General features: G+C 71.3%; 13 protein-coding genes. 8 read left to right on the forward strand and 5 right to left on the reverse strand.

All coding sequences use genetic code 11. The features are described from left to right. The 3 genes from glgX to KN815_RS18425 form a co-directional block, all read left to right on the forward strand. The coding region (gene glgX, locus KN815_RS18415; protein ID WP_216343028.1) for a glycogen debranching protein GlgX at positions 1-2,185 on the forward strand (2,185 nt) is incomplete at its 5' end. A 34-nt stretch (positions 2,186-2,219) separates the two neighbouring features. Further along, positions 2,220-4,073, forward strand: a complete 1,854-nt coding sequence (locus tag KN815_RS18420; RefSeq protein WP_216343029.1) for an ABC transporter ATP-binding protein — start codon at positions 2,220-2,222, stop codon at positions 4,071-4,073. Continuing rightward, positions 4,070-5,941, forward strand: coding sequence for an ABC transporter ATP-binding protein (locus KN815_RS18425; RefSeq protein ID WP_253209070.1), 1,872 nt, complete (start codon positions 4,070-4,072; stop codon positions 5,939-5,941). The genes KN815_RS18420 and KN815_RS18425 overlap by 4 nt, the downstream gene beginning before the upstream one ends. Before the next feature lie 148 nt (positions 5,942-6,089). Here KN815_RS18425 and KN815_RS18430 read toward each other — a convergent pair whose 3' ends face one another. From KN815_RS18430 to KN815_RS18445, 4 genes are all read right to left on the reverse strand, one after another. Further along, a complete protein-coding gene (locus KN815_RS18430) occupies positions 6,090-6,764 on the reverse strand; it encodes an aspartate/glutamate racemase family protein (protein WP_253209071.1) in 675 nt (224 codons plus the stop codon). Positions 6,765-7,033: 269 nt separating this feature from the next. Further along, a complete protein-coding gene (locus KN815_RS18435; protein WP_308403662.1) occupies positions 7,034-7,825 on the reverse strand; it encodes an AroM family protein in 792 nt (263 codons plus the stop codon). Positions 7,826-7,835: 10 nt separating this feature from the next. Then, positions 7,836-9,536, reverse strand: a complete 1,701-nt coding sequence (locus KN815_RS18440; protein WP_216343030.1) for an OPT/YSL family transporter — start codon at positions 9,534-9,536, stop codon at positions 7,836-7,838. Between the two features lie 61 nt (positions 9,537-9,597). Continuing rightward, positions 9,598-10,560 (reverse strand): DUF1177 domain-containing protein, encoded by a 963-nt coding sequence (locus KN815_RS18445; RefSeq protein ID WP_216343031.1) that lies wholly within the window; start codon positions 10,558-10,560, stop codon positions 9,598-9,600. A gap of 373 nt (positions 10,561-10,933) precedes the next feature. Here KN815_RS18445 and KN815_RS18450 point away from each other — a divergent pair, with 373 nt between their 5' ends. From KN815_RS18450 to KN815_RS18470, 5 genes are all read left to right on the forward strand, one after another. Next, complete coding sequence (locus KN815_RS18450) at positions 10,934-11,737, forward strand: IclR family transcriptional regulator (protein WP_216343033.1); 804 nt, start codon at positions 10,934-10,936, stop codon at positions 11,735-11,737. Between the two features lie 127 nt (positions 11,738-11,864). Then, positions 11,865-12,602 (forward strand): dipeptidase PepE, encoded by a 738-nt coding sequence (gene pepE, locus KN815_RS18455; RefSeq protein ID WP_216343034.1) that lies wholly within the window; start codon positions 11,865-11,867, stop codon positions 12,600-12,602. A gap of 691 nt (positions 12,603-13,293) precedes the next feature. Continuing rightward, entirely contained in the window at positions 13,294-15,522 is a 2,229-nt protein-coding gene (locus tag KN815_RS18460) for a M4 family metallopeptidase (protein ID WP_216343059.1), read from the forward strand. Between the two features lie 386 nt (positions 15,523-15,908). After that, positions 15,909-17,534: a M4 family metallopeptidase gene (locus tag KN815_RS18465; RefSeq protein WP_216343060.1), complete on the forward strand. Its 1,626-nt coding sequence runs from the start codon at positions 15,909-15,911 to the stop codon at positions 17,532-17,534. Between the two features lie 146 nt (positions 17,535-17,680). Then, positions 17,681-19,372, forward strand: coding sequence for a M4 family metallopeptidase (locus KN815_RS18470; protein WP_216343036.1), 1,692 nt, complete (start codon positions 17,681-17,683; stop codon positions 19,370-19,372). A 73-nt stretch (positions 19,373-19,445) separates the two neighbouring features. Here the strand turns inward: KN815_RS18470 and KN815_RS18475 are convergent, their stop codons facing one another. Then, positions 19,446-20,999: a phosphate ABC transporter substrate-binding protein gene (locus tag KN815_RS18475; RefSeq protein WP_216343038.1), complete on the reverse strand. Its 1,554-nt coding sequence runs from the start codon at positions 20,997-20,999 to the stop codon at positions 19,446-19,448. Between the last annotated feature and the right edge of the window lie 72 nt (positions 21,000-21,071).

Here is a 21,071-nt window from a genome sequence, read left to right on the forward strand (position 1 = left end):
CGTCCGGCCGGGCAGCCCGGAGCCGCTCGGCGCCCGCCCCTGCCGGGGGCCGGACGGGGCGTGGGGGACCAACTTCGCGCTGTGGGCGGGCGGCGCGGAGGCCGTCGAGCTGTGTCTGTTCGACGACGACGGCCACGAGCTGCGCCGCCCGCTCGCCGAGCTCACCCATGAGGTCTGGCACGGCTTCGTCCCCGGTGTGCTGCCCGGCCGGCGGTACGGCTACCGCGTGCACGGCCGCTGGGACCCGTGGACCGGCGCCCGCTGGAATCCGGCGAAGCTGCTGCTGGATCCGTATGCCCGCGCCGTGGACGGGGACTTCGCGCTGCCCGCCGAGGTCTACGGACATATGCGGGACTGGCCGCAGCAGCATGTGGCGGACACCGTACGGGACGACCGCGACTCCGCCCCGTACGTCCCCAAGGGCGTGGTCGTCGGCGACGACACGGCGGACGGCGCGCCCGACGAGTGGACGGCGGACCGGCGGCCCAAGACGCCCTGGGCCGAGTCGGTGATCTACGAACTCCATGTGCGCGGCTTCACCATGCGCCACCCCGGGGTGCCGCCCGAACTGCGCGGCACCTACGCGGGGCTGGCGCATCCGGCGGCGATCGCGCATCTGACCCGGCTCGGGGTCACGGCGGTGGAGCTGCTGCCGGTGCATCAGTTCGCCCATGAGGACCATCTGCTGCGGCGGGGCCTGCGCAACTACTGGGGCTACAACTCCATCGGCTACTTCGCGCCGCACGCCGGATACGCCGCCGGTGGCACCCGGGGCCAGCAGGTCGGGGAGTTCCGGCGGATGGTGCGCGCCCTGCACGCCGCCGGGATCGAGGTGATCCTCGACGTCGTCTACAACCACACCGCCGAGGCCGATGAGCTGGGCCCCACCCTCTCGCTGCGCGGTGTCGACAACCGCGGCTACTACCGCCTCCAGCAGGACCCCCGCCGCTACGCCGACTTCACCGGCTGCGGCAACACCCTGCATGTCCTCCAGCCGCAGGTGCTGCGGCTGGTCACCGACTCGCTGCGCTACTGGGTCACCGAGATGGGGGTGGACGGCTTCCGCTTCGACCTGGCCAGCGCGCTCGCCCGCGCCGCGCACGGCGTGGACATGCTCTCGCCCTTCCTCGCCGTGATCGCGCAGGATCCCGTACTGCGCCGGGTCAAGCTGATAGCCGAGCCGTGGGACGTGGGCTCCGGCGGCTATCAAGTGGGCGCCTTCCCGCCGCTGTGGGCGGAGTGGAACGACCGCTACCGCGACGCGGTGCGGGACTTCTGGCGCGGGGCGCTGCCCGACGCCCGCGATCTGGGCTACCGGCTCTCCGGCTCCAGCGATCTGTACGCGTGGAGCGGCCGCCGCCCGTACGCCTCGGTCAACTTCATCACCGCGCACGACGGTTTCACCCTGCGCGACCTGGTCTCCTACGAGCGCAAGCACAACGAGGCCAACGGGGAGGGCAATCGCGACGGCACCTCCGACAACCGCGCCTGGAACTGCGGTGCCGAGGGCGAGACCGACGATCCGGAGATCCGCGCGCTGCGCCGCCGCCAGTTGCGCAATCTGCTGGCCACCCTGCTGCTGTCCACCGGGGTGCCGATGCTGGTCGCGGGCGATGAGCTGGGCCGCACCCAGGGCGGCAACAACAACGCGTACTGCCAGGACAACGAGACCGGCTGGCTCGACTGGTCGCTGCTGGAGGACCCCGGCTGGCGCGCCCTCACCGAGCTCACCGCCCGGCTGATACGGCTGCGCCGGGCCCATCCGGTGCTGCGCCGCCCGGCCTTCTTCTCCGGCCTGGCCCGGCCCCCGGAGGGGCTGCGAGATCTGGCGTGGTTCACCCCGCACGGCACCGAGATGACCGAATCCGACTGGTACGCGCCGACGACCGCGCTCGGGGCCTATCTGTCGGGCCGCGATCTGCCCCAGCGCGATCCGCATGGCGCCCCGGTCACGGACGACAGCTTCCTGGCGCTGCTGCACGCGGGCCCGCGGCCGATCTCCTTCACCCTGCCAGGACCGCCCTGGTCCCGGGGGTACGAGCTCCTCCTGGACACGGCCCGTGAGGACCAGGAGGCGCCCCCGGGCACACGGCTCGCGGCGGGCGCCCCCATCGAGCTTCCAGCGCGCTCGGTCCTGCTGCTGCGCGCCCTCGACGCCATGGACCTACGCCAAAAAACCGAGTGAGCGCTGTCAGTGGCGGACCGTAGTCTCCCCATTGATGGCTGTGACGAGTGAACCCCGCGCCCAGGAAGGCGGTGCCGCCCCGCGGCACCGCTCCGCCACGCGTTCTCTCCTGCGGCTGTGGCCGTATGTGCGCCCGGTGCGGGTGCGGCTGTTCGGCGCGGCCGGGGTGGCGGTCGTCGCCTCCTGTCTGGGGCTGGTGATCCCGCTGGTCCTCAAGTGGATGGTGGACGGTCCGGTGGCCCACCGGGACCCGGGCGGGGTCTGGCTGGGCGGTGCGCTGCTGCTCGCCCTCGGCACGGCCGAGGCCGGGCTCTTCGGGCTGCGGCGGTGGCTGGTGGGGCGGCCCCTGGCCTCCGTCGAGGCCGCGATGCGCGCCGATCTCTACCGCCATCTCCAGCGGCTGCCGGTCTCCTTCCACGACCGCTGGGCGTCGGGCCAACTGCTGTCGCGGGCCACGACCGATCTGATGCTGCTGCGGATGTTCCTGGCCTTCCCGCTCACCTTCCTGGTGGTCAACGGGGTCACCATCCTGGCCGGATTCGCCATTCTGCTGTCGCAGGAGTGGACGCTGGGCCTGGTCCTGGTGGTCCCGGCGGTGCCGCTGGTGATCCTCTGCTCGCTGTTCGAGACGCGGTACGCGACGGTGGCCCGCACCGTGCAGGACCAGACGGGCGATCTGACGACCGTCGTCGAGGAGGGCGTGCTGGGCGTCCGGATCGTCAAGGGTTTCGGCCGCCACCGCAGCCAGGCCCGCGCCTTCCGCGCCCTGTCCCAGCAGGTCCGCTCCACCGAGCTGCACAAGGCGCGGCTGCTGGCCACGCTCTGGGCGCTGATCATGACGCTGCCGGAGCTGGCGATCGGCGCGGCGCTGGTGCTCGGCACGATGCGGGTCGCCGACGGGGATCTGTCGGCGGGCACGCTGGTCGCCTTCCTCTCCACCGCCCTGACGCTGCGCTGGCCCGTGGAGTCCCTGGGCTTCCTCCTCGCGATGAGCCAGGACGCGGCGACGGCCACCGACCGCTATTTCGACGTCATGGACGCGGAGCCCGCCGCGGCGGCCGACCGGCACCGGCCGGCCCAGTCGCCGGGGCGCGGCGAGGAGGGCTGGAGCAGGACGGGCGGCCAGGACCGCGAGGGCGGGCTCCGGTTCGAGGGGGTGGAGTTCGCCTACGCGGACGCGCCGCCTCAGGAGCCGCCCGTGCTGCGCGGGGTCGATCTCCATATCCGGCCCGGCGAGACCATGGCGCTGGTCGGGGCGACCGGCTCCGGGAAGACCACCCTCACCGCGCTCGTCCCCCGGCTCCAGGAGATCACCCACGGGCGGATCACCCTGGACGGCCGGGACATCACCGCCCTCCCCCGGGAGGAGCTGCGCGCCCTGGTGGCCGTCGCGTTCGAGGAGCCCACGCTGTTCTCCGCCACCGCCGGTGAGAACGTCCTCATGGGCGCCACCGACGCGGGCCAGGAGGAGCTGCTGCGGGCCCTGAAGGTGGCGCAGGCCGATTTCGTGCACGCCTTGCCGGAGGGCACCGGCACCGAGGTCGGCGAGCAGGGGCTCAGCCTGTCCGGCGGTCAGCGGCAGCGGCTCGCGCTGGCGCGGGCCGTCGTGGGCAGCCCGCGGTTCCTGGTGCTCGACGATCCGCTGTCCGCCCTCGATGTGCACACCGAGGCGCTGGTGGAGGCGGCGCTGCGGCAGGTGCTGGCGGCCACGACCGCGCTGGTCGTCGCGCACCGGCCGTCCACCGTGCTGCTCGCCGACCGGGTCGCGCTGCTGTCGGAGGGCCGGATCACCGCCGTCGGCACCCATCAGCGGCTGCTGCGGGAGAGCGCGGAGTACCGGTCGCTGATGTCCGGGCAGGAACGCGAGGAGGGGGAGAGCGGCCCATGACGACGGTCGAGGAGGAACGGGAGAGCACCGACCACGAGGGCTGGGGCGAGGACGGGGAGAAGGGCCGGGCGCTGTCGTCCGACCCGTTCGACCGCGATGTTCTGCCGGTGCCCAAGGGCGCGTCGCTTTCCCTGCTGCGTTCGCTGCTCTCCCCGCGCCGGCGGCGGGTCTGGCTGGCGGCCGTCCTGCTGCTGCTCCAGCAGGCCGCCGTGCAGGCGGGTCCGCTGCTCGTCGCGTACGCCATCGACCATGCCGTGCCCGCCCTCCGCGACGGCGCCCACGGCCCGCTGATCGCCGTCGGCGCGGTCTATCTGGGCTGTGCGCTCGCCTCCGGGGCGCTTCAGTACGTGTTCATCCGCTGCTCCGCCCGGATCGGCCAGGACGTGCTGCTGGATCTGCGCGGCCGGATCTTCCGCCATGCCCAGGCGCTGAGCGTGGACTTCCACGAGCGCTACACCTCCGGCCGGCTGATCTCCCGGGCCACGACCGATGTCGAGTCGCTGCGCGAGCTGCTCAGCGAGGGGTTGGAGGAGCTGCTCGGGGTCGCGCTGTCGGTCGTCTACATCTCCATCACGCTGCTGTATCTCGACTGGGGGCTGGGCGGGGCGGCCGTGCTCTCCTTCTGGCCGCTGTATCTGCTGATCCGCTCCTTCCAGCGGCGCTCCATGCGGGTGTACCGCAAGCGGTCGACGGCGATCGCGGCGGTGATCGTGACGTTCACCGAGACCATGAACGGCATCCGCCCCGTGCAGGCGTTCCGCCGCGAGCGCGCCAACGACGCGCGCTTCCGCGAGCTGAACCACCGCCATGAGCGCGCCAACGGGGACGCGATCCTGGAGATGGCCCGCTATGTGGTCAGCTCCCGGCTGGTCGCCAACGCGGTGGTGGCCGCCATCGTGCTCTGGGGCGCCTACCGGGTGGCCTCCGGTTCGCTCGCGCTCGGGGTGCTCGCCGCGGCCGCGCTGTATCTGCGCAGGCTGTACGACCCGATCGACCGGCTGGGGATGTTCCTCAACTCCTACCAGTCGGCGGCCGCCTCGCTGGAGAAGATCGCGGGCCTGCTGGCCCAGCGCCCCTCCGTCCCCGAGCCCGCCGACCCCGAGCCGCTGCCGCCGCGCCCGACGAAGGCCCCCGGCCGGGAGGTGGTCTTCGACGGGGTGCGCTTCGCCTATCGCACCGGCGGCGAGGTGCTGCCCCGCTTCGACCTCACGCTGCCCGCCGGGCAGACGCTCGCGGTGGTCGGGGCGACCGGCGCGGGCAAGTCCACCCTCGCCAAGCTGCTGGCCCGCTTCTACGACCCCAGCGACGGCCGGGTGCTGCTCGACGGGGTGGATCTGCGCGATCTGGCCATGCCCGAACTGCGGTGCGGTGTGGTCATGGTGACGCAGGAGGCGTTCCTGTTCTCCGGCACGATCGCCGAGAACATCGCCATCGGCCGCCCCGACGCCACTCGCGCCGAGATCGAGCAGGCGGCCAAGGCGATCGGCGCGCATGACTTCGTCGCCGCCCTGCCCGACGGCTACGACACGGATGTGCGCAAGCGCGGCGGCCGGATCTCCGCGGGTCAGCGCCAACTGGTCGCATTCGCCCGCGCGCTGCTCGCCGACCCGTCGGTCCTCATCCTCGACGAGGCCACCTCCTCCCTCGACATCCCGGGCGAGCGGGCGGTGCAGCGCGCCATGGACACGGTGCTGCGCGGCCGTACGGCGGTCGTCATCGCCCACCGGCTGTCGACCGTGGAGACGGCCGACCGGGTGCTGGTCATGGCCGACGGCCGGATCGTCGAGGACGGCCCACCGGACCAACTGATCGCGGGCGAGGGCCGCTTCGCGGCGCTGCATCAGGCGTGGCGGGACAGCCTGGTGTGACGCGCGGGGCGAACGCCTTACGGTTCGATCGGCGACCGCGCGGAGCCCTTACGGCTGCTCGGTTGGCGCACGGATGCCTTACGGCCGCTCAGTTGGCCCACGGATGCCTTACGGCCGTTTCGTCGCCACGGGGCTCCCTTACGGCTGCTCACTCGCCGTACGCGTACGAGGCCAGGAGTCCGGCGGCGAGCACCGGATCCACGACCGGGACGCCCAGCCGCTCCTCCAGCAGGGGGCGGATTCCGATGGTGTTGAGGCCGGTGCAGGCGAGGAGCAGGGTGTCCGCACCCGACGCGACGAGCCCGGCCGCGGCCTCCAGCACCGCCTCGGGCCCCTCCGGGGCGAGCAGGTCGGTGGTGCGGTGGACGCCGTCGGGGCGGGCGGAGGCGGCGAAGTGGTCGCCGAGCACGGCGCGCACGGCGGGCGGTGCCTGGTCCCGGATGCCCAGCACCCCGACCCGGCTGCCGAGGCCCAGCGCGACGGCGGCGGCCGCCGAGCCCGCACCGATGACCGGGATGCCGACGGCCCGGCGGGTCTTCTGGAGCGCCGGATCGGCGGCACAACTGATGATCAGCGCCCGCGCCCCGGCGTCGGCCAACTCCCGGGCAAGGTCCACGATCTTGGGTTCGGCGCGGGCCTCGGAGTCGTCGTCATGGATGCCGTGGGGCTGGCCGGGGATGCACCGCGAGACGGTCGGCAGGCCGTAGCGCTCCTCGATGGCCTTGCCGTGGGTGGCGACGGCGGCAGGGTCCTCGCTGGTGAGGACGCGGATCACCCCGATGGCCCGGGCGGTGGCGTCGGACGAGGACACGGGCACGGACACGGTGGACCTCCGGTGGATGGGGCGCTACGGGGCGGGCGGAGGGTGCGGGCAGACGCGCGGCGGCGAACGGGGCGGGCGAGTACGCCGCAGCCTTACGAGGCGGGGCGGCAGGGTACGGGCGGACGCGCGGCAGCCTTACGGGGCAGGCGGGCACGCGGGAGCCTTACGGGACAGTCGGGTACGCGGCAGCCTTACGGGCGGCGGGGGCCCGGAGGCGTTACCGGGGGGGCGGCAGCATGTGGACGAGTGCGGGGCGGCGGCGCCCGTCGTCACGCCGAGGCCGCCACCACCTCTGCCGCCATCCGGACGGCGATGGCGCGGGCCAGCAGCACGGGGCGGGCCGCGGCCCGCAGCGCGGCGGTGCGCATCTGTTCCGTGTAGCCGATGCAGTCCAGGACGAGCCAGGAGCTGCCGCGGTCCACAAGGGTGCGCGCGGCGGCGGCGATGTCGTCCAGGACGCGCTCGGCGGGGCCGTACGGATCGGCGGTCGCGGCCTGGACCCGGCCGGGCAGCAGCTCCGCCCAGCGCTGGGAGACGTCCTCGGCCTGGTCGGGGTGCGGGCAGACGATGCCCACGGGGTCGGTGCCCACGGTCGCGGCGACGGCCTGCTGCACCAGCGGTTCGGCGAACAGCAGGGGCTGCCGGGCCCGCACCGCCGGGAAGCGGCCGGTGCACAGCAGCAGGGTCGCGGCGGCGCCGTCCCGCTCCGCGCGGGCGACCGCGTCCGTGATGCGCGGGACGATCGCCCCGTGCCCGAGCAGTACCGAACGGCCGTCGCGCAGCCGGGAGACCAGCGGTGCCTCGCCGTCCTCGGGGGCCAGCAGCCGGCGGGTCGCGGCCTCGGCGTCGCCGTCGAACCGTTCGGCGTCGAGCGCGCCGTGCTCGACCAGGCGCACCCCGGGCAGCAGCGGTTCGGCGTCCGGGCGGAGGTCGGCGCGCGGGGCCTGGCCGATGGTGACGAGGCCGAGTGCCGGGGCCGGAGCCGGGGCGCGCGCCGGGTGTTCGGGGGGCACGGTCTCCGTGGTGTCCATGTCGTCCACAGCGTGCACGTCCTTTCTCACAGAGCCTTCCTCACAGGGCCTTGGTGAGCTGGCCCACGTCGTTGAGGGAGCTTCCGGCGACGAGTCCGGCGCCGACCAGCGACAGGTCGTTCTCGGCCTGCTCGTCGGACTCCTTGCGCGCCTGCGCGTCGGTGATCCCGCGCCGCCGCCACAGGGTGTAGAGCTGACGGACGACCAGGGCGCCGAGGACCATCCATCCGGCCTGGGGCGTGGCCACCAGGAGTCCGGTGGCCAGCAGGACGCCCATCTGCCGGGAGGGTCCGCCGAGGAGCTGGACGAGCGCGCCGGGGATCGCCCACAGCAGCATGGTGGTCATGGTTCCGGGTTCGAGGCCGGTCTTGATGGTGGTGACGTAGACCTCGGCGACCGGCGGCACCTTGCCGTCCTGGAAGAACGTCTTCCAGGCGACGGCGACGACGACCAGCGCGACCCCGAAGCCGACGAGCTGGGCGAGGTACTGCTGGCGCCGCCCCTCGATCTCGAAGGGCCGCCAGGGCGCGGCGTCCCGGCGCAGCAGCCAGCCCGCCTTGAAGTCGTAGCCGAGGTCGGCGAAGGCGGGGCCGGTGGAGGCCGTGTAGCCGACCAGCAGGGCGAGCGGCACGGTCGGGATGTGCAGCACCAGACCGATGATCAGGAAGATCAGGGTGACGGCGAAGGCCGGGAACCAGCCGGAGTGCATCGCGGCCAGCCCCACGATGAGCTGGTGGACGATGGCGGCGACACCGGCCAGCAGCACCCACCCGACCAGGGCGGGCAGGGAGAGCTTGCCGATCACACCGCCCGCGATGGCGACCACGATCGCGCCGCAGACGAAGAGGCCCATACCCTCCAGCAGTCCCCTGCGCAACTGGGGGGCCTGGACCGTAAGACCGCCGTCGGCATCCGGACCGTCGGCGGCCGGACCCTCCGCGGCCCCCGCGCCGTTGACAGCCCCCTTCGCGCCGCCCTTCTTCGTCCGCATCAGCAGCAGCGCTTGGGTCAGGGCGACGAGCCCCGCGCCGATCATCAGCCCGTGCGGCACATGGCGCGCGCCCAGGTCGAAGCCGAACTCGGGGGCGTACTGCCCCACGGTCAGCCCGACGCCGAACATGGCGAGCGCCCAGATGTTGCCCAGGAACCCCACACCCGCGGCGCTGGTCGGCAGCTTGAACAGCGCGCCGACGAAGCCGATCACCGCACCCGCGCCCAGGATCGCGGCCTTGCGCCCGCCGGTGTCCCCGGCCTTGATCGTCTCGGCCGCCGCGATCCCGGCCGGCCAGGAGCCGGTGGCGGGCAGCAGCTTGGAGTCGAACACCCGGTACAGCACCCAACTGTCGACGGCCAGGCCGATGACGGCCCCGCCGAGCATGGGCCACACCAGGTCGTCGCGCCCCAGGGCGAACGGCACCGCGATCGGGGTGAGCAGCGAGTTGGCCGCGGCGAAGGTGGAGCCGGAGATCGCCGACTGCACCAGGTTCTGCCGGTGCTGGGAGCGCATCCGGGTCAGCACGCCGACCGGGATCCGGCCGATGAGCATCGCCACCAGCGCGCCGATCACGGCCGTGTTGGGCGACACCCCGAGCGAGGTGATCAGCACGATGCCGATCAGGGCGCCGAGGACCGACAGCACGATGGTGAGGACGAGGGTGACCGGCTCGAAGGCTCTGGGGTGCGACCGCGGTGGGGCGTCCGCGGCCGCGACGTCGGCGCCGGCCTGGGGGTTCGGGTTCATGGGGACTCCTGCGGGGTCCGATGGGGACGGGTCGGTCACCCGTCCGCTGGGGACGGGTCGGTCACCCCGCCGGGGTGAGGGCCTGGAGGTGGGTCATGGGTCCGTACAGCTCGACCAGGCGCGCGAACTCCTCGGGGTCCAGGAAGCGGGCGACGCCGCGTCCGAACTCCTTCGCGGTCTCGACCGCGAACCGGGCCGCGACCGCGATGTCGGTCTCATGGCTGGCGCCGGTGGCGCATCCGGCCACCGCCGAGCCCGCCGTGATCGCGAGACCGACGACCGGGGCGGTGGTGGCGACGGCGGGCTGGAGGATGGAGTTGAGGTGGTGCACTCCGTTGCCGTACGGCGTGATGTCCTGCGTGGTGATCGGCAGGATGCGCGCCGACTCGCCGGTCACGCTCTCCAGGACGGCCACCAGATCCTCGCTGACCCGCAGGATCCAGCCCTGGCAGACGGTCGGCGACAGGGCGACGCCGCGGTGGTTGAGCAGCCGGTTGCCCTTGGTGGTGTCGATGGAGACGACCGCGTCCATCGTGGGCGAGATCTCCTCGCGGTTGCACACCAGGGTGTCCACCGGGGAGTCCATGAAGGGCACGGGGTCGTGCGGCTGGGTGGGGGCCCAGCCGGAGACATGGGTGGAGAGCGTGACATCGCCGTCCAGGACGTCGCCGCGGGCGTGCATGTCCAGCAGCTTGGCCGCGGCGGACAGCGCCGCCACCGCCCCGTCGGCGTCCGAGACCAGCCCGATCCGCTCCGGGCGGGCCCCGACTCCGCCGAGCCGGCCGAGGATGCCCAGGGTCGGGGCGTCGCCGCCGCCCAGCTTGCCGCGGCGGCCGGGGACGGTGACGGAGACGAAGTCCGTGCTGCCCTTGTCGCCCTCGACGGTGCGCACCTCGACCTCGGGCGCCGTCTGCGGGTCGGCTCCGGCCGCGGCCTGGACCGCGCGCAGATGGTCGGCGAGGAGGGCGCCGCTGGTCTGCGGACGGTCGAGGAGTTCGATGATGTCAAGGACGTGTTTGAGCACGGCTGGCCTCTCACGGCGGGGTGACGCGGTTGGTGATGTGGTGGGAGATGCGATTGGTGATGTGGTGGGAGATGTGGTCGGTAATGCGGTCAGGGACGCCGTCGACGATGCGATCGGCGATGTGATCGGCAGATGCGATCGGTAAGGCCGTCGGCGATGGCGGCGGCCAGGCGATCGGTCATGCCTCGGTGAGGCGATCGGTGACGCCGATGGCCCGACCGGACGAGCGGGGGAAGCGGCGCGCGGGGCGGGCACTGCCACCGGGCACCGGCCTGGCCGGGGATCCTCCCGGCCGTCGGCTCCGCCAGGGTCCGCCCGGCGTCGCGCTGTGCGCAATGTTTTCTCGATATCCGAGAATGTTTACTCTTTCGTCATGTCTGAACAGAAGCCCGTAACCGGCGCCCCGCCCCTCCAGACCGCGGACCGCGTGCTGAACGTGCTGCTCGCCTTCGACCGGGAACGCCCCGAGTGGGGCGTCACCGAGATCGCCGAGGAGTTCGGGCTGGACAAGTCGGTGGCCCAGCGACTGCTGGCCGCGCTGGCCTACCGGGGCTTCCTGGTGTCCGACAAGCGCTCACGCCGCTATCGGCTGGGCCCGGCGGTGTGGCATCTGTCCTGGGTGTGGGAGCGGGGCGGCGGCATGGCCAGCCTGGCCCGGCCGATCCTGGAGGCGCTGGCCGAGGCGGTCGGGGTGAACACGCTGTTCGCGGTCCCGGACGGAGTGCATATGCGCTGCGTGGCGGCGGTGGACGGGGCCACCGGCCCGCTGCGCTACTACGTGCTGGCGGGCGAGCTGTACCCGGCGCACGCCGGCGCCACCTCCCGCGCCTACTTCGGTATGCTCCCGCCCGGTGACCGGGCCGTGCTGCTGTACGGCCGCCCGATGGCGCGCTTCAGCGAGCACACACCGACCGATCCGGTGCGGCTCGAGGAGCGCTTCTCCGAGGTACGGCGCGACGGCTACGCCTACTCCGAGGGCGAGTACGATCCGGACAGCGCGGCGCTCGCGGCGCCGGTTCTGGTGGGCAGACGTCCGGTGGGCACCCTGACTCTGGCCGCCGCCCCCGAGGTGCTGCGCCCCCGCCGGGAGCAGCTCATCTCGCCACTGCTCCAGGGCGCCGCCGATCTGGGCAGGCTGCTGACGCCGACCCGGCCGCGGCGCGCCCCGCGGCGCTGAGTGGCACGGCATACCACCACTCCCGACATTTCCCCACAAACCTCCTCGCCACCTCAGCCCTCTGCTCCGTCGTTCCGCCCGTTCCACCGTTCCGCCCGTTCCACCGTTCCGCCAGAAAGGCCCCCTCATGCAGTTGCTGCTGCTGTCGAACTCCGCCGCGCCCGGCCGCGGCTATCTGGACCACGCGCTCGAGGAGATCGCCTCGGTGCTGGACGGCGCACGCCGGCTCGTCTTCGTGCCGTACGCGCTGGCCGACCACGACGGCTACACCGCCAAGGTGGCCACGGCCCTGGAGCCGCTGGGTGTGGAGGTCACCGGTGCGCACACCGCCGACGACCCGGCCGAGCTGGTGCGCGGGGCGCGGGCGGTGTTCGTCGGCGGTGGCAACAGCTTCCGGCTGCTCAAGGCGCTGCACGAGCGCGATCTGGTCCGGGCGATACGGGAACGGGTGGCCGCGGGCGCGGTCTACATGGGTTCCAGCGCGGGCACCAACATGGCCTGCCCGACCCTGCGCACCTCCAATGACATGCCCATCGTCCAGCCGCCCACCTTCGAGGCGCTGGGGCTGCTGCCGTTCCAGATCAACCCGCACTACCTCGACGCCGATCCGGACACCGCCCATATGGGCGAGAGCCGGGCCCTGCGGCTCGAGCAGTTCCTGGAGGAGAACGACGTCCCCGTGGTCGGGCTGCGCGAGGGCACCTGGCTGCGCCGGGACGCGGACCGGCTGACACTGGGCGGCATCGACGCCGGGGCGATCCTCTTCCGCAGGGGCGAGGACCCGGCGGAGCTGCGGCCCGGCGCCGATCTGAGCGCGCTGCTGCGGGAGGAGTCGCGCTTCGACTCCGCCGTGCGCTTGCCCTGACCGGGCGGGGCCGGGCGGGGCCGGGCGCGCCCCGCTCACCGACCGAGCCGTCGGCCAACTCCCGTCCCCGGCGCAGCCGGCGCCGTTCGGCATGGGCCAGATGGTGGAGCAGTTCCAACCGAGTTCAGCCGGACGGCAGTTGGCCGGTGCGCGGCTCGTGCTCCGAGAGGCCGACGAGCTTGTCGGGCACGACGGAGCGGGGTCGGACATGGGGGTGATGCTATGGAACGGCACCGACATCGGGCATTGCCGAATTTGACCGTAAATCACCGTCATGCGAACACGGCATAGCTGTCAACGGACGCTTTCCGGACAAGTTCTTGTCGCGATCCTGACAGGTCAAGTCCAGTGGTGCCACTCTTCCCTCGGCCGGGGGCGCAGCATTCCCACAGCGTGACGCCGCTCCCCCAGCAACCCCCACACCCCCGGTCGCACCGCGGCCGCGCCCTGTCGTTCGTCTGCGGCAGGGCGCACCCGGTAACGCCAGGGGACGGTAACCCGCTCTGCCCTGCCCTGCCCGGACGGCGACCCAGCCGCCCGGTCGTCCCGGCCGTGCCACCGCGCGGCCAGCGCAGAAGGAGTCAGCGTGAGATCCCTCCCCCAACGGCACCTCAGACCCAGTACCCGCGGATCCGGTCGCACCCCAGGTCAACGAGGTGTCGCGACCGGTGCGCTGGTCGTCGCGGCGGCGATGATCGGCGTCGGCTTCCAGAGCGGCACCGCCGCCGCCCGCCAGGACGGCGCCGCGGACCGCCCCGCCGCCCGCACGATATCCGGCGCCCCCGACCCCGGCGCCCTCCCCGCCAAGCTCTCCCCCGCCCAGCGCGCCGAGCTGATCCGGAAGGCCGACGCCGCCAAGGGCGAGGCCGCCAAGGGCCTCGGGCTCGGCGCCAAGGAGAAGCTGGTCGTCAAGGACGTCATCAAGGACGCCGACGGCACCACCCACACCCGTTACGAGCGCACCTACGCCGGGCTTCCCGTCCTCGGCGGCGATCTGGTCGTCGACCGGGCGAAGAGCGGTGCGCAGTTGACCGTCGCCAAGGCGACCAAGGCCCGGCTGACGGTGCCGACCACCACCCCCGCCGTCGCGCCCGCCACCGCGGAGAAGGCCGCCGTGAAGGCGGCGAACGCGCAGGGTTCGCGGAAGACCGAGGCCGAGCGGGCGCCCCGCAAGGTGATCTGGGCCGCGAAGGGCACCCCGACCCTCGCCTTCGAGACGGTCGTCGGCGGCCTCCAGGAGGACGGCGCCCCGAACGAGCTGCATGTCATCACCGACGCGACCACCGGCAAGAAGCTGTTCGAGTTCCAGGGTGTCAAGAAGGGCACCGGGAACAGCCAGTACAGCGGCCAGGTGACCCTCGGCACCTCGGGCAGCGCGGGCTCGTACAACCTCACCGACTCCGGCCGCGGCAACCACAAGACGTACAACCTCAACCGCGGCACCTCGGGCACCGGCACCCTCTTCACCGACACCGACGACGTCTGGGGCAGCGGCAACACCTCCGACGCCGCGACCGCCGGGGTGGACGCGCACTACGGCGCCGCCGAGACCTGGGACTACTACAGATACGTCCACGGCCGCACCGGCATCAGGGGCGACGGCGTCGGGGCGTACTCCCGGGTCCACTACAGCAGCGGTTACGTGAACGCCTTCTGGCAGGACGCCTGCTTCTGCATGACCTACGGCGACGGCTCGGGCAATGCCAAGCCGCTGACCTCCATCGATGTCGCGGCCCATGAGATGAGCCACGGGGTCACCGCGGCCACCGCCAACCTCACCTACAGCGGTGAGTCCGGCGGGCTCAACGAGGGCACCTCCGACATCTTCGCCGCCGCCGTCGAGTTCTACGCGAACAACGCGAGCGACCCCGGCGACTACCTCGTCGGCGAGAAGATCGACATCAACGGCAACGGCACCCCGCTGCGCTACATGGACAAGCCCAGCAAGGACGGGGCCTCCAAGGACAGTTGGTACTCCGGGGTCGGGAATGTGGACGTCCACTACTCGTCCGGCATCGCCAACCACTTCTTCTACCTGCTCTCCGAGGGCAGCGGCACCAAGGTCATCAACGGCGTCAGCTATGACAGCCCGACCTACGACAACCTCCCGGTCACCGGCATCGGACGGGGCAACGCGGAGAAGATCTGGTTCAAGGCGCTGAGCCAGCGGATGACCTCCAACACCAACTACGCGGGCGCCCGTGACGCCACGCTGTGGGCGGCGGGCGAGCTCTTCGGCCAGGGCAGCGCGCAGTACAACGCGGTGGCCAATGCCTGGGCCGGGGTCAACGTCGGCACCCGGATCGCCGACGGGGTCACCGTCACCTCGCCCGGCGCCCAGACCAGCATCGTCAACCAGGCCACCAGCCTCCAGATCGCCGCGACCAGCTCCAACCCGGGCGCGCTCGGCTACGCGGCCGATGGGCTGCCCGCGGGCCTGTCGATCAACTCCTCGACCGGCCTGATCTCCGGGACCCCGACCACGGTCGGATCCAGCCAGGTGACGGTCACGGTGACCGACTCGGCCGGCAAGACCGGCACGGCGTCCTTCACCTGGACCGTGAACACCAGTGGCGGCAATGTCTTCGAGAACACCGCGGACATCGCCATCCCGGACGCGGGTGAGCCGGTCACCTCGCCGATCTCGGTGAGCCGGGCCGGAAACGCGCCGTCCAACCTCCAGGTGGGCGTGGACATCGTGCACAGCTACCGCGGCGACCTGGTGATCGACCTGATCGCCCCGGACGGTACGGCCTACCCGCTCAAGAGCGCCAGCCTCTTCGACTCGGCGGACGATGTGCGGACCACGTACACCGTGAACGCGTCCTCCGAGACCGCGGCCGGCACCTGGAAGCTGCGGGTCCAGGACATGTACGCACAGGACACCGGCTACATCAACAGTTGGAAGCTGACCTTCTGACCGAGCCGTGAGGCTCACTCAGGACAGGCGCCGCCAGGGGTCGACCCGACTCCCCCTGGCGGCGCCTCTTCATGCCCTGACCTGACGGGCTGGTCACCCCGGCTTCATGCCCTGACCTGCCCTGACCTGCCCTGACCCTTCACTCCCCTAGCCGCCGACGCCTACGCCGAGCTGTCCGGAATCCGAAGGTTGATCAGCATTCAACGAACATTTTCCCTTCGACCTGCCGTGAAACCCGTGACATGTCCCGGACTTGTATGACAGTCTGCCCAACGCATTACGCATCAGTACCTCTTGTTCAGCACCGGGCCGCACTTCCCCGCAGCCCGGCGCTGACCCCCCCACAGCAACGAGGAGATCGCGTGCGCAAGACATTCAGCATGCCCATGTCCGGTGCCGGCAAGCGGCGTTCGGTGATAGCGGCCGGTACCGTGGTCGCCGCGGCGGCCCTGCTCGCCTCGGGAATGACCACCGGCACCGCGGGTGCCGCCCCGGCCAAGTCCGACGGCCAGCCCACGGCGCTCACCGCCTCGGCCCGCGCCGAGCTGCTCCGCGAGGCCAACGCGACCAAGGCGGACACCGCCTCGTCGCTCGGCCTCGGCGCCAAGGAGAAGCTGGTCGTCAAGGACGTCATCAAGGACGCCGACGGCACCACCCACACCCGCTACGACCGCACCTACGCCGGACTGCCCGTCCTCGGCGGCGACCTGATCGTCCACCAGGCCAAGGGCGGTGACGTCAAGAGCGTCACCAAGGCAACCAAGGCCACCGTCAAGGTCGCCTCCACCACGGCCGGGATCGCCCCGACCACCGCGGCCAAGGCCGCCGTCAAGCTGGCCAAGGCCGACGACACCACCAAGGCGGCGGCCGACCAGGCTCCGCGCAAGGTGATCTGGGCGGCCACCGGCAAGCCGGTGCTGGCCTACGAGACCGTCGTCGGCGGGGTGCAGAAGGACGGCACCCCGAACCAGCTTCACGTCATCACGGACGCCGCCACCGGCAAGAAGCTCTACGAGTACCAGGGCATCGAGACCGGCAAGGGCGCGAGCGAGTACAGCGGCTCGGTCGAGCTCGGCACCAGCAAGGAAGGCAACGGTTTCACCCTGACCGACGCCGACCGCGGCGGCCACAAGACCACCAACCTGGAGAACAAGGAGGACGGCGAGGGCAAGGCGTTCACCGACGACGACGACAACTGGGGCACCGGCAAGCCGGACGACCCCCAGACCGCCGCCGTCGACGCCCACTACGGCGCCGCCGCCACCTGGGACTACTACAAGAACGTGCACGGCCGCGACGGCATCGCCGGTGACGGCAAGGGCGCCTACTCCCGCGTGCACTACGGCGACAGCTACGTCAACGCCTTCTGGGACGATAGCTGCTTCTGCATGACCTACGGCGACGGCCAGGGCAACAAGGCCCCGCTGACCGCGCTCGACGTGGCGGGCCACGAGATGAGCCACGGCGTCACCTCCAAGACCGCGGGCCTGGAGTACAGCGGCGAGTCGGGCGGCCTCAACGAGGCCACCTCCGACATCTTCGGCACGGCCGTGGAGTTCAGCACCAAGAACACCACCGACGTCGGTGACTACCTCATCGGCGAGGCCATCGACATCAACGGCGACGGCACCCCGCTGCGCTACATGGACAAGCCCAGCAAGGACGGGCAGTCCGCGGACAACTGGTCCGACGGGGTGGGCGACCAAGACGTGCACTACTCCTCCGGTGTCGCCAACCACTTCTTCTACCTGCTGTCCGAGGGCAGCGGCGCGAAGGAGATCAACGGTGTGAAGTACGACAGCCCCACCTCCGACGGCTCCAAGGTCGAGGGCATCGGGCGGGACAAGGCCGAGAAGGTCTGGTACAAGGCCCTGACCACGTACATGACCTCCAACACCGACTACCACGCCGCCCGTGAGGCCACGCTGAAGGCCGCCACGGACCTCTTCGGCGCCGACAGCGCCGAGTACAAGGGCGTGGACGCCGCCTGGGCCGGAGTCAACGTCAAGTAAGAAAAGTCCAGTTGGACGTACGACACTTCGCCGGTGCCCGGGGCCTGAGGCCCCGGGCACCGGTATGTTTTATCCACGGCAAAGCGGCATCTTTGTCGCGTTGGGCGGAACCTTCGCCCAACTCCCCATCACAACTGGAGATACGCGTGGATTCACGTTCACCGTCAGCGATATCCGGCATATCACGTCTCAGACGCTCGCGTACCGCCCTCGCCGCCGGAGCGGCGACCCTGGCCGCCTCCCTGCTCGCCGCCGGCGCCACCGCCGGTTCCGCGAACGCGGCCGCCCCCTCGGCCTCTTCGGCCTCTTCGGCCTCCCGGTCCGATGCCTCCACCGTCTCGCTCTCCCCCTCGGTCCGCGCCGAACTGCTGCGCGAGGCGGGGGCGACCGCGGTCTCCACCGCGAAGTCGCTGGGGCTCGGAGCCAAGGAGAAGCTGGTCGTCAAGGACGTCATCAAGGACGCCGACGGCACCACCCACACCCGCTACGAGCGTACCTACGCCGGACTGCCCGTCCTCGGCGGCGATCTGATCGCCCATGAGTCCGCGAGCGGCGCCTCCCAGGGTGTCGACAAGGCGACCGACGCCGACATCAAGGTCGCCGACACCAGCGCCGCCGTCGCCCCCTCCGGCGCCCAGCGGTCCGCCCTGAGCGCCGCACAGGCCGCGGGCGACAAGGAGACCGGCGCCAAGGCCGCCCCGCGCAAGGTGATCTGGGCCGCCACCGGCAAGCCCACGCTCGCCTACGAGACGGTCGTCACCGGGGTCCAGAAGGACGGGACGCCCAGCAAGCTGCACGTCATCACCGACGCCGACACCGGCAAGAAGCTGTACGAGTTCCAGGCCGTCGAGAACGGCACCGGCACCGGTCAGCACAACGGCAAGGTCACCGTCGGCAGCGTCCGGAGCGGCAGCCAGTGGCTGCTGAAGGACACCGCGCGCGGCGGCCATATGACGTACAACCTCAAGCACGCGTGGGAAGACACCAAGAAGGGGTCGGCGTTCTACGACGCCGACAACGTCTGGGGCAACGGCAAGCCCACCATCGCGCAGACCGCCGCCGTGGACGTCCACTACGGCGCCGCCATGACCTGGGACTACTACAAGAAGGTCCTCGGCCGTAACGGCATCAAGGGCAACGGCAAGGCCGCGTACTCCCGTGTCCACTACGGCGACGCGTACGAGAACGCCTTCTGGGACGACGACTGCTTCTGCATGACCTACGGCGACGGCGCGGGCAACAAGAAGCCGCTGACCTCGCTCGATGTCGCGGGCCACGAGATGAGCCACGGGCTCACCTCGGCCACCGCCAACCTGGAGTACAGCGGCGAGTCCGGCGGGCTCAACGAGGCCACCTCCGACATCTTCGGCACCGCCGTGGAGTTCTACGCCAAGAACGCCAAGGACCCCGGTGACTACCTCATCGGCGAGAAGATCGACATCAATGGCGACGGCACGCCGCTGCGCTATATGGACAAGCCCAGCAAGGACGGTCTGTCCTACGACTACTGGAAGAGCGGTGTGGGCAACGACGACCCGCACTTCACCTCCGGTATCGCCAACCACTTCTTCTACCTGCTGTCCGAGGGCAGCGGCCGTAAGGTCATCGGCGGGGTGACCTACGACAGCCCGACCAAGGACGGCCGCACCGTCAAGGGCATCGGCCGGGCCAAGGCCGAGAAGATCTGGTACAAGGCCCTGTCCTCGTACATGACCTCGACCACCAACTACGCCAAGGCCCGCACCGCGACCCTCAAGGCCGCGAAGGCGTTGTACGGCGCGAGCAGCGCCGAGTACAAGGCGGTCGACAACGCCTGGGGCGGCGTGAACGTGAAGTAAGCCTCGCCGGTCGGCCGGCCGGGCGGCTCAGTGCCCGCCCGGCCGACCGGTGCCACCATGCAGGCAGTACCCCCTACCGCCCGCCGACCGCGAGCTGACAGGCCCGCTGGTTCTCCGCCGCGGAGCAGGGCAGATGGCCATGCTTCTCGACGAGGTTCCGCCCGGTGTCGCCCGCCAGATAGTCGAGGAACTTCGAGGTCAGGGAGTTCGGGGGCGGCGCGGTGTAGGTGTAGGCGTACTCCGGCTCCCAGAAGGAGTACCTCCGCTCCCGCACCGCGTCGATGGAGGGCTCGCGTCCCTCCAGGGCCACCAGATGGAGTGCCCCCTTGCGGGCGCTCTCCTCGGCGGAATGCAGCTCGGCGTATCCGATCGCGCCGGGGGTGCCCGCCACCGTCTTCAACACCTCACCCGTGCTGTCGAGTTCACAGCGGATGGCGTGGTCCTTGGCGAATTTCGGGGTCCGGCAGTTGTCCGACGTCCGGGAGATCTCATTGCCGCCCAGCACCCGGTTCTCGAACACCCCGCGCGTTCCGGACTTCGCGTCCCGGCTCACCAGCCGCACCGGCAGATCGGGCCCGTCGGGCAACTGATTCCAGTTGGTGATCCGGCCGGAGTAGAGCCCGCGGAGATCCTCGAGGGAGAGATCGGTCACCCGGACGTCCTTGTTCACCACCACGCTGAAGACGGACAGCGCGACCAGATGCTCCTTGAGCTTGGAGTCGCCGTCTCCGTCCGGGCCATCGGAGAAGGCCAGATAGGCCGGGAATCCGCCCTTCGCCGCCTCCCCGGCATCGATCAGCGTCTTCGTGCCGCGCCCGCTGCCCTGCGCCTCCACGGTGACCTGGGCACCACGGCAGTCGCTCTGATACGCCGCGCCCACATCCTCGGTGACCGGCTTGAACGCGGTCGAGCCGACGATCGTCAGATTCCCCTCGGCACATCCGCGCGGCAGCGGATCGTCCCGCAACAACTGCGTGCCGAACGGCTGGAGGATCAGCAGCGCCAGCAGGCTGCCGATCAGCCCGAGCACCCGGTTGCTGGGCCGCCGGAACTTCTCGTTGTTGCGGATCCTGCCTTCCTTGATCCGCCCGCCCACATGCGGCGGCTTATCCGTCCCCGCGCCCGTCAGCAGCACCAGCAGCTTGAAGTGATCCCCCTTGTTCAGCGGCACCCGGGGCAGGGAGATCTCATTGCCCTCACAGACCAGCCCGGGGTTCTCCGGGGTCCCGTGCTGCGGAAGGTGGCGCAGCAGATCCGGATGACTGGGCTCGGTGACCGCCACATCCCGCACGATCCGATTGGGAAAGGTCGCGGTGAGCCCGCGATGGTTCGTCGCCGGTGCGGTGATGTAGTCGTCGGCGTCAAGACTGCGGAATCCGTCGTTCTCGATCCGCAGCAGGACGAGTGAGGCCCCGGCCAGATCCGGGGTGTTCTCCAGCATCCGCAGCCGCTGATGAACCGACCCGTCCTGGGTGCTGTCGTCTATCAACGTGTCCATCTGCACGCGATAGCCAATACGCTTCCGCCCCGGGATCAGCCGCTCATACGACAGCCCGCCGACCGTCACCACGACGCCGAGCAGCGCCAGCAGATTCTCGGGCGCCGTCAACTGTTCCAGCCACTTCACGATTTCCCCCCGTGCATGCCATGGCTTCAGGGGGGCGAATGTACGCGCCAAGAACGCTTACGGGGCCGATGT

This window comes from Streptomyces niphimycinicus, from assembly GCF_018883605.1.
Taxonomy (GTDB): Bacteria; Actinomycetota; Actinomycetes; order Streptomycetales; family Streptomycetaceae; genus Streptomyces; species Streptomyces niphimycinicus.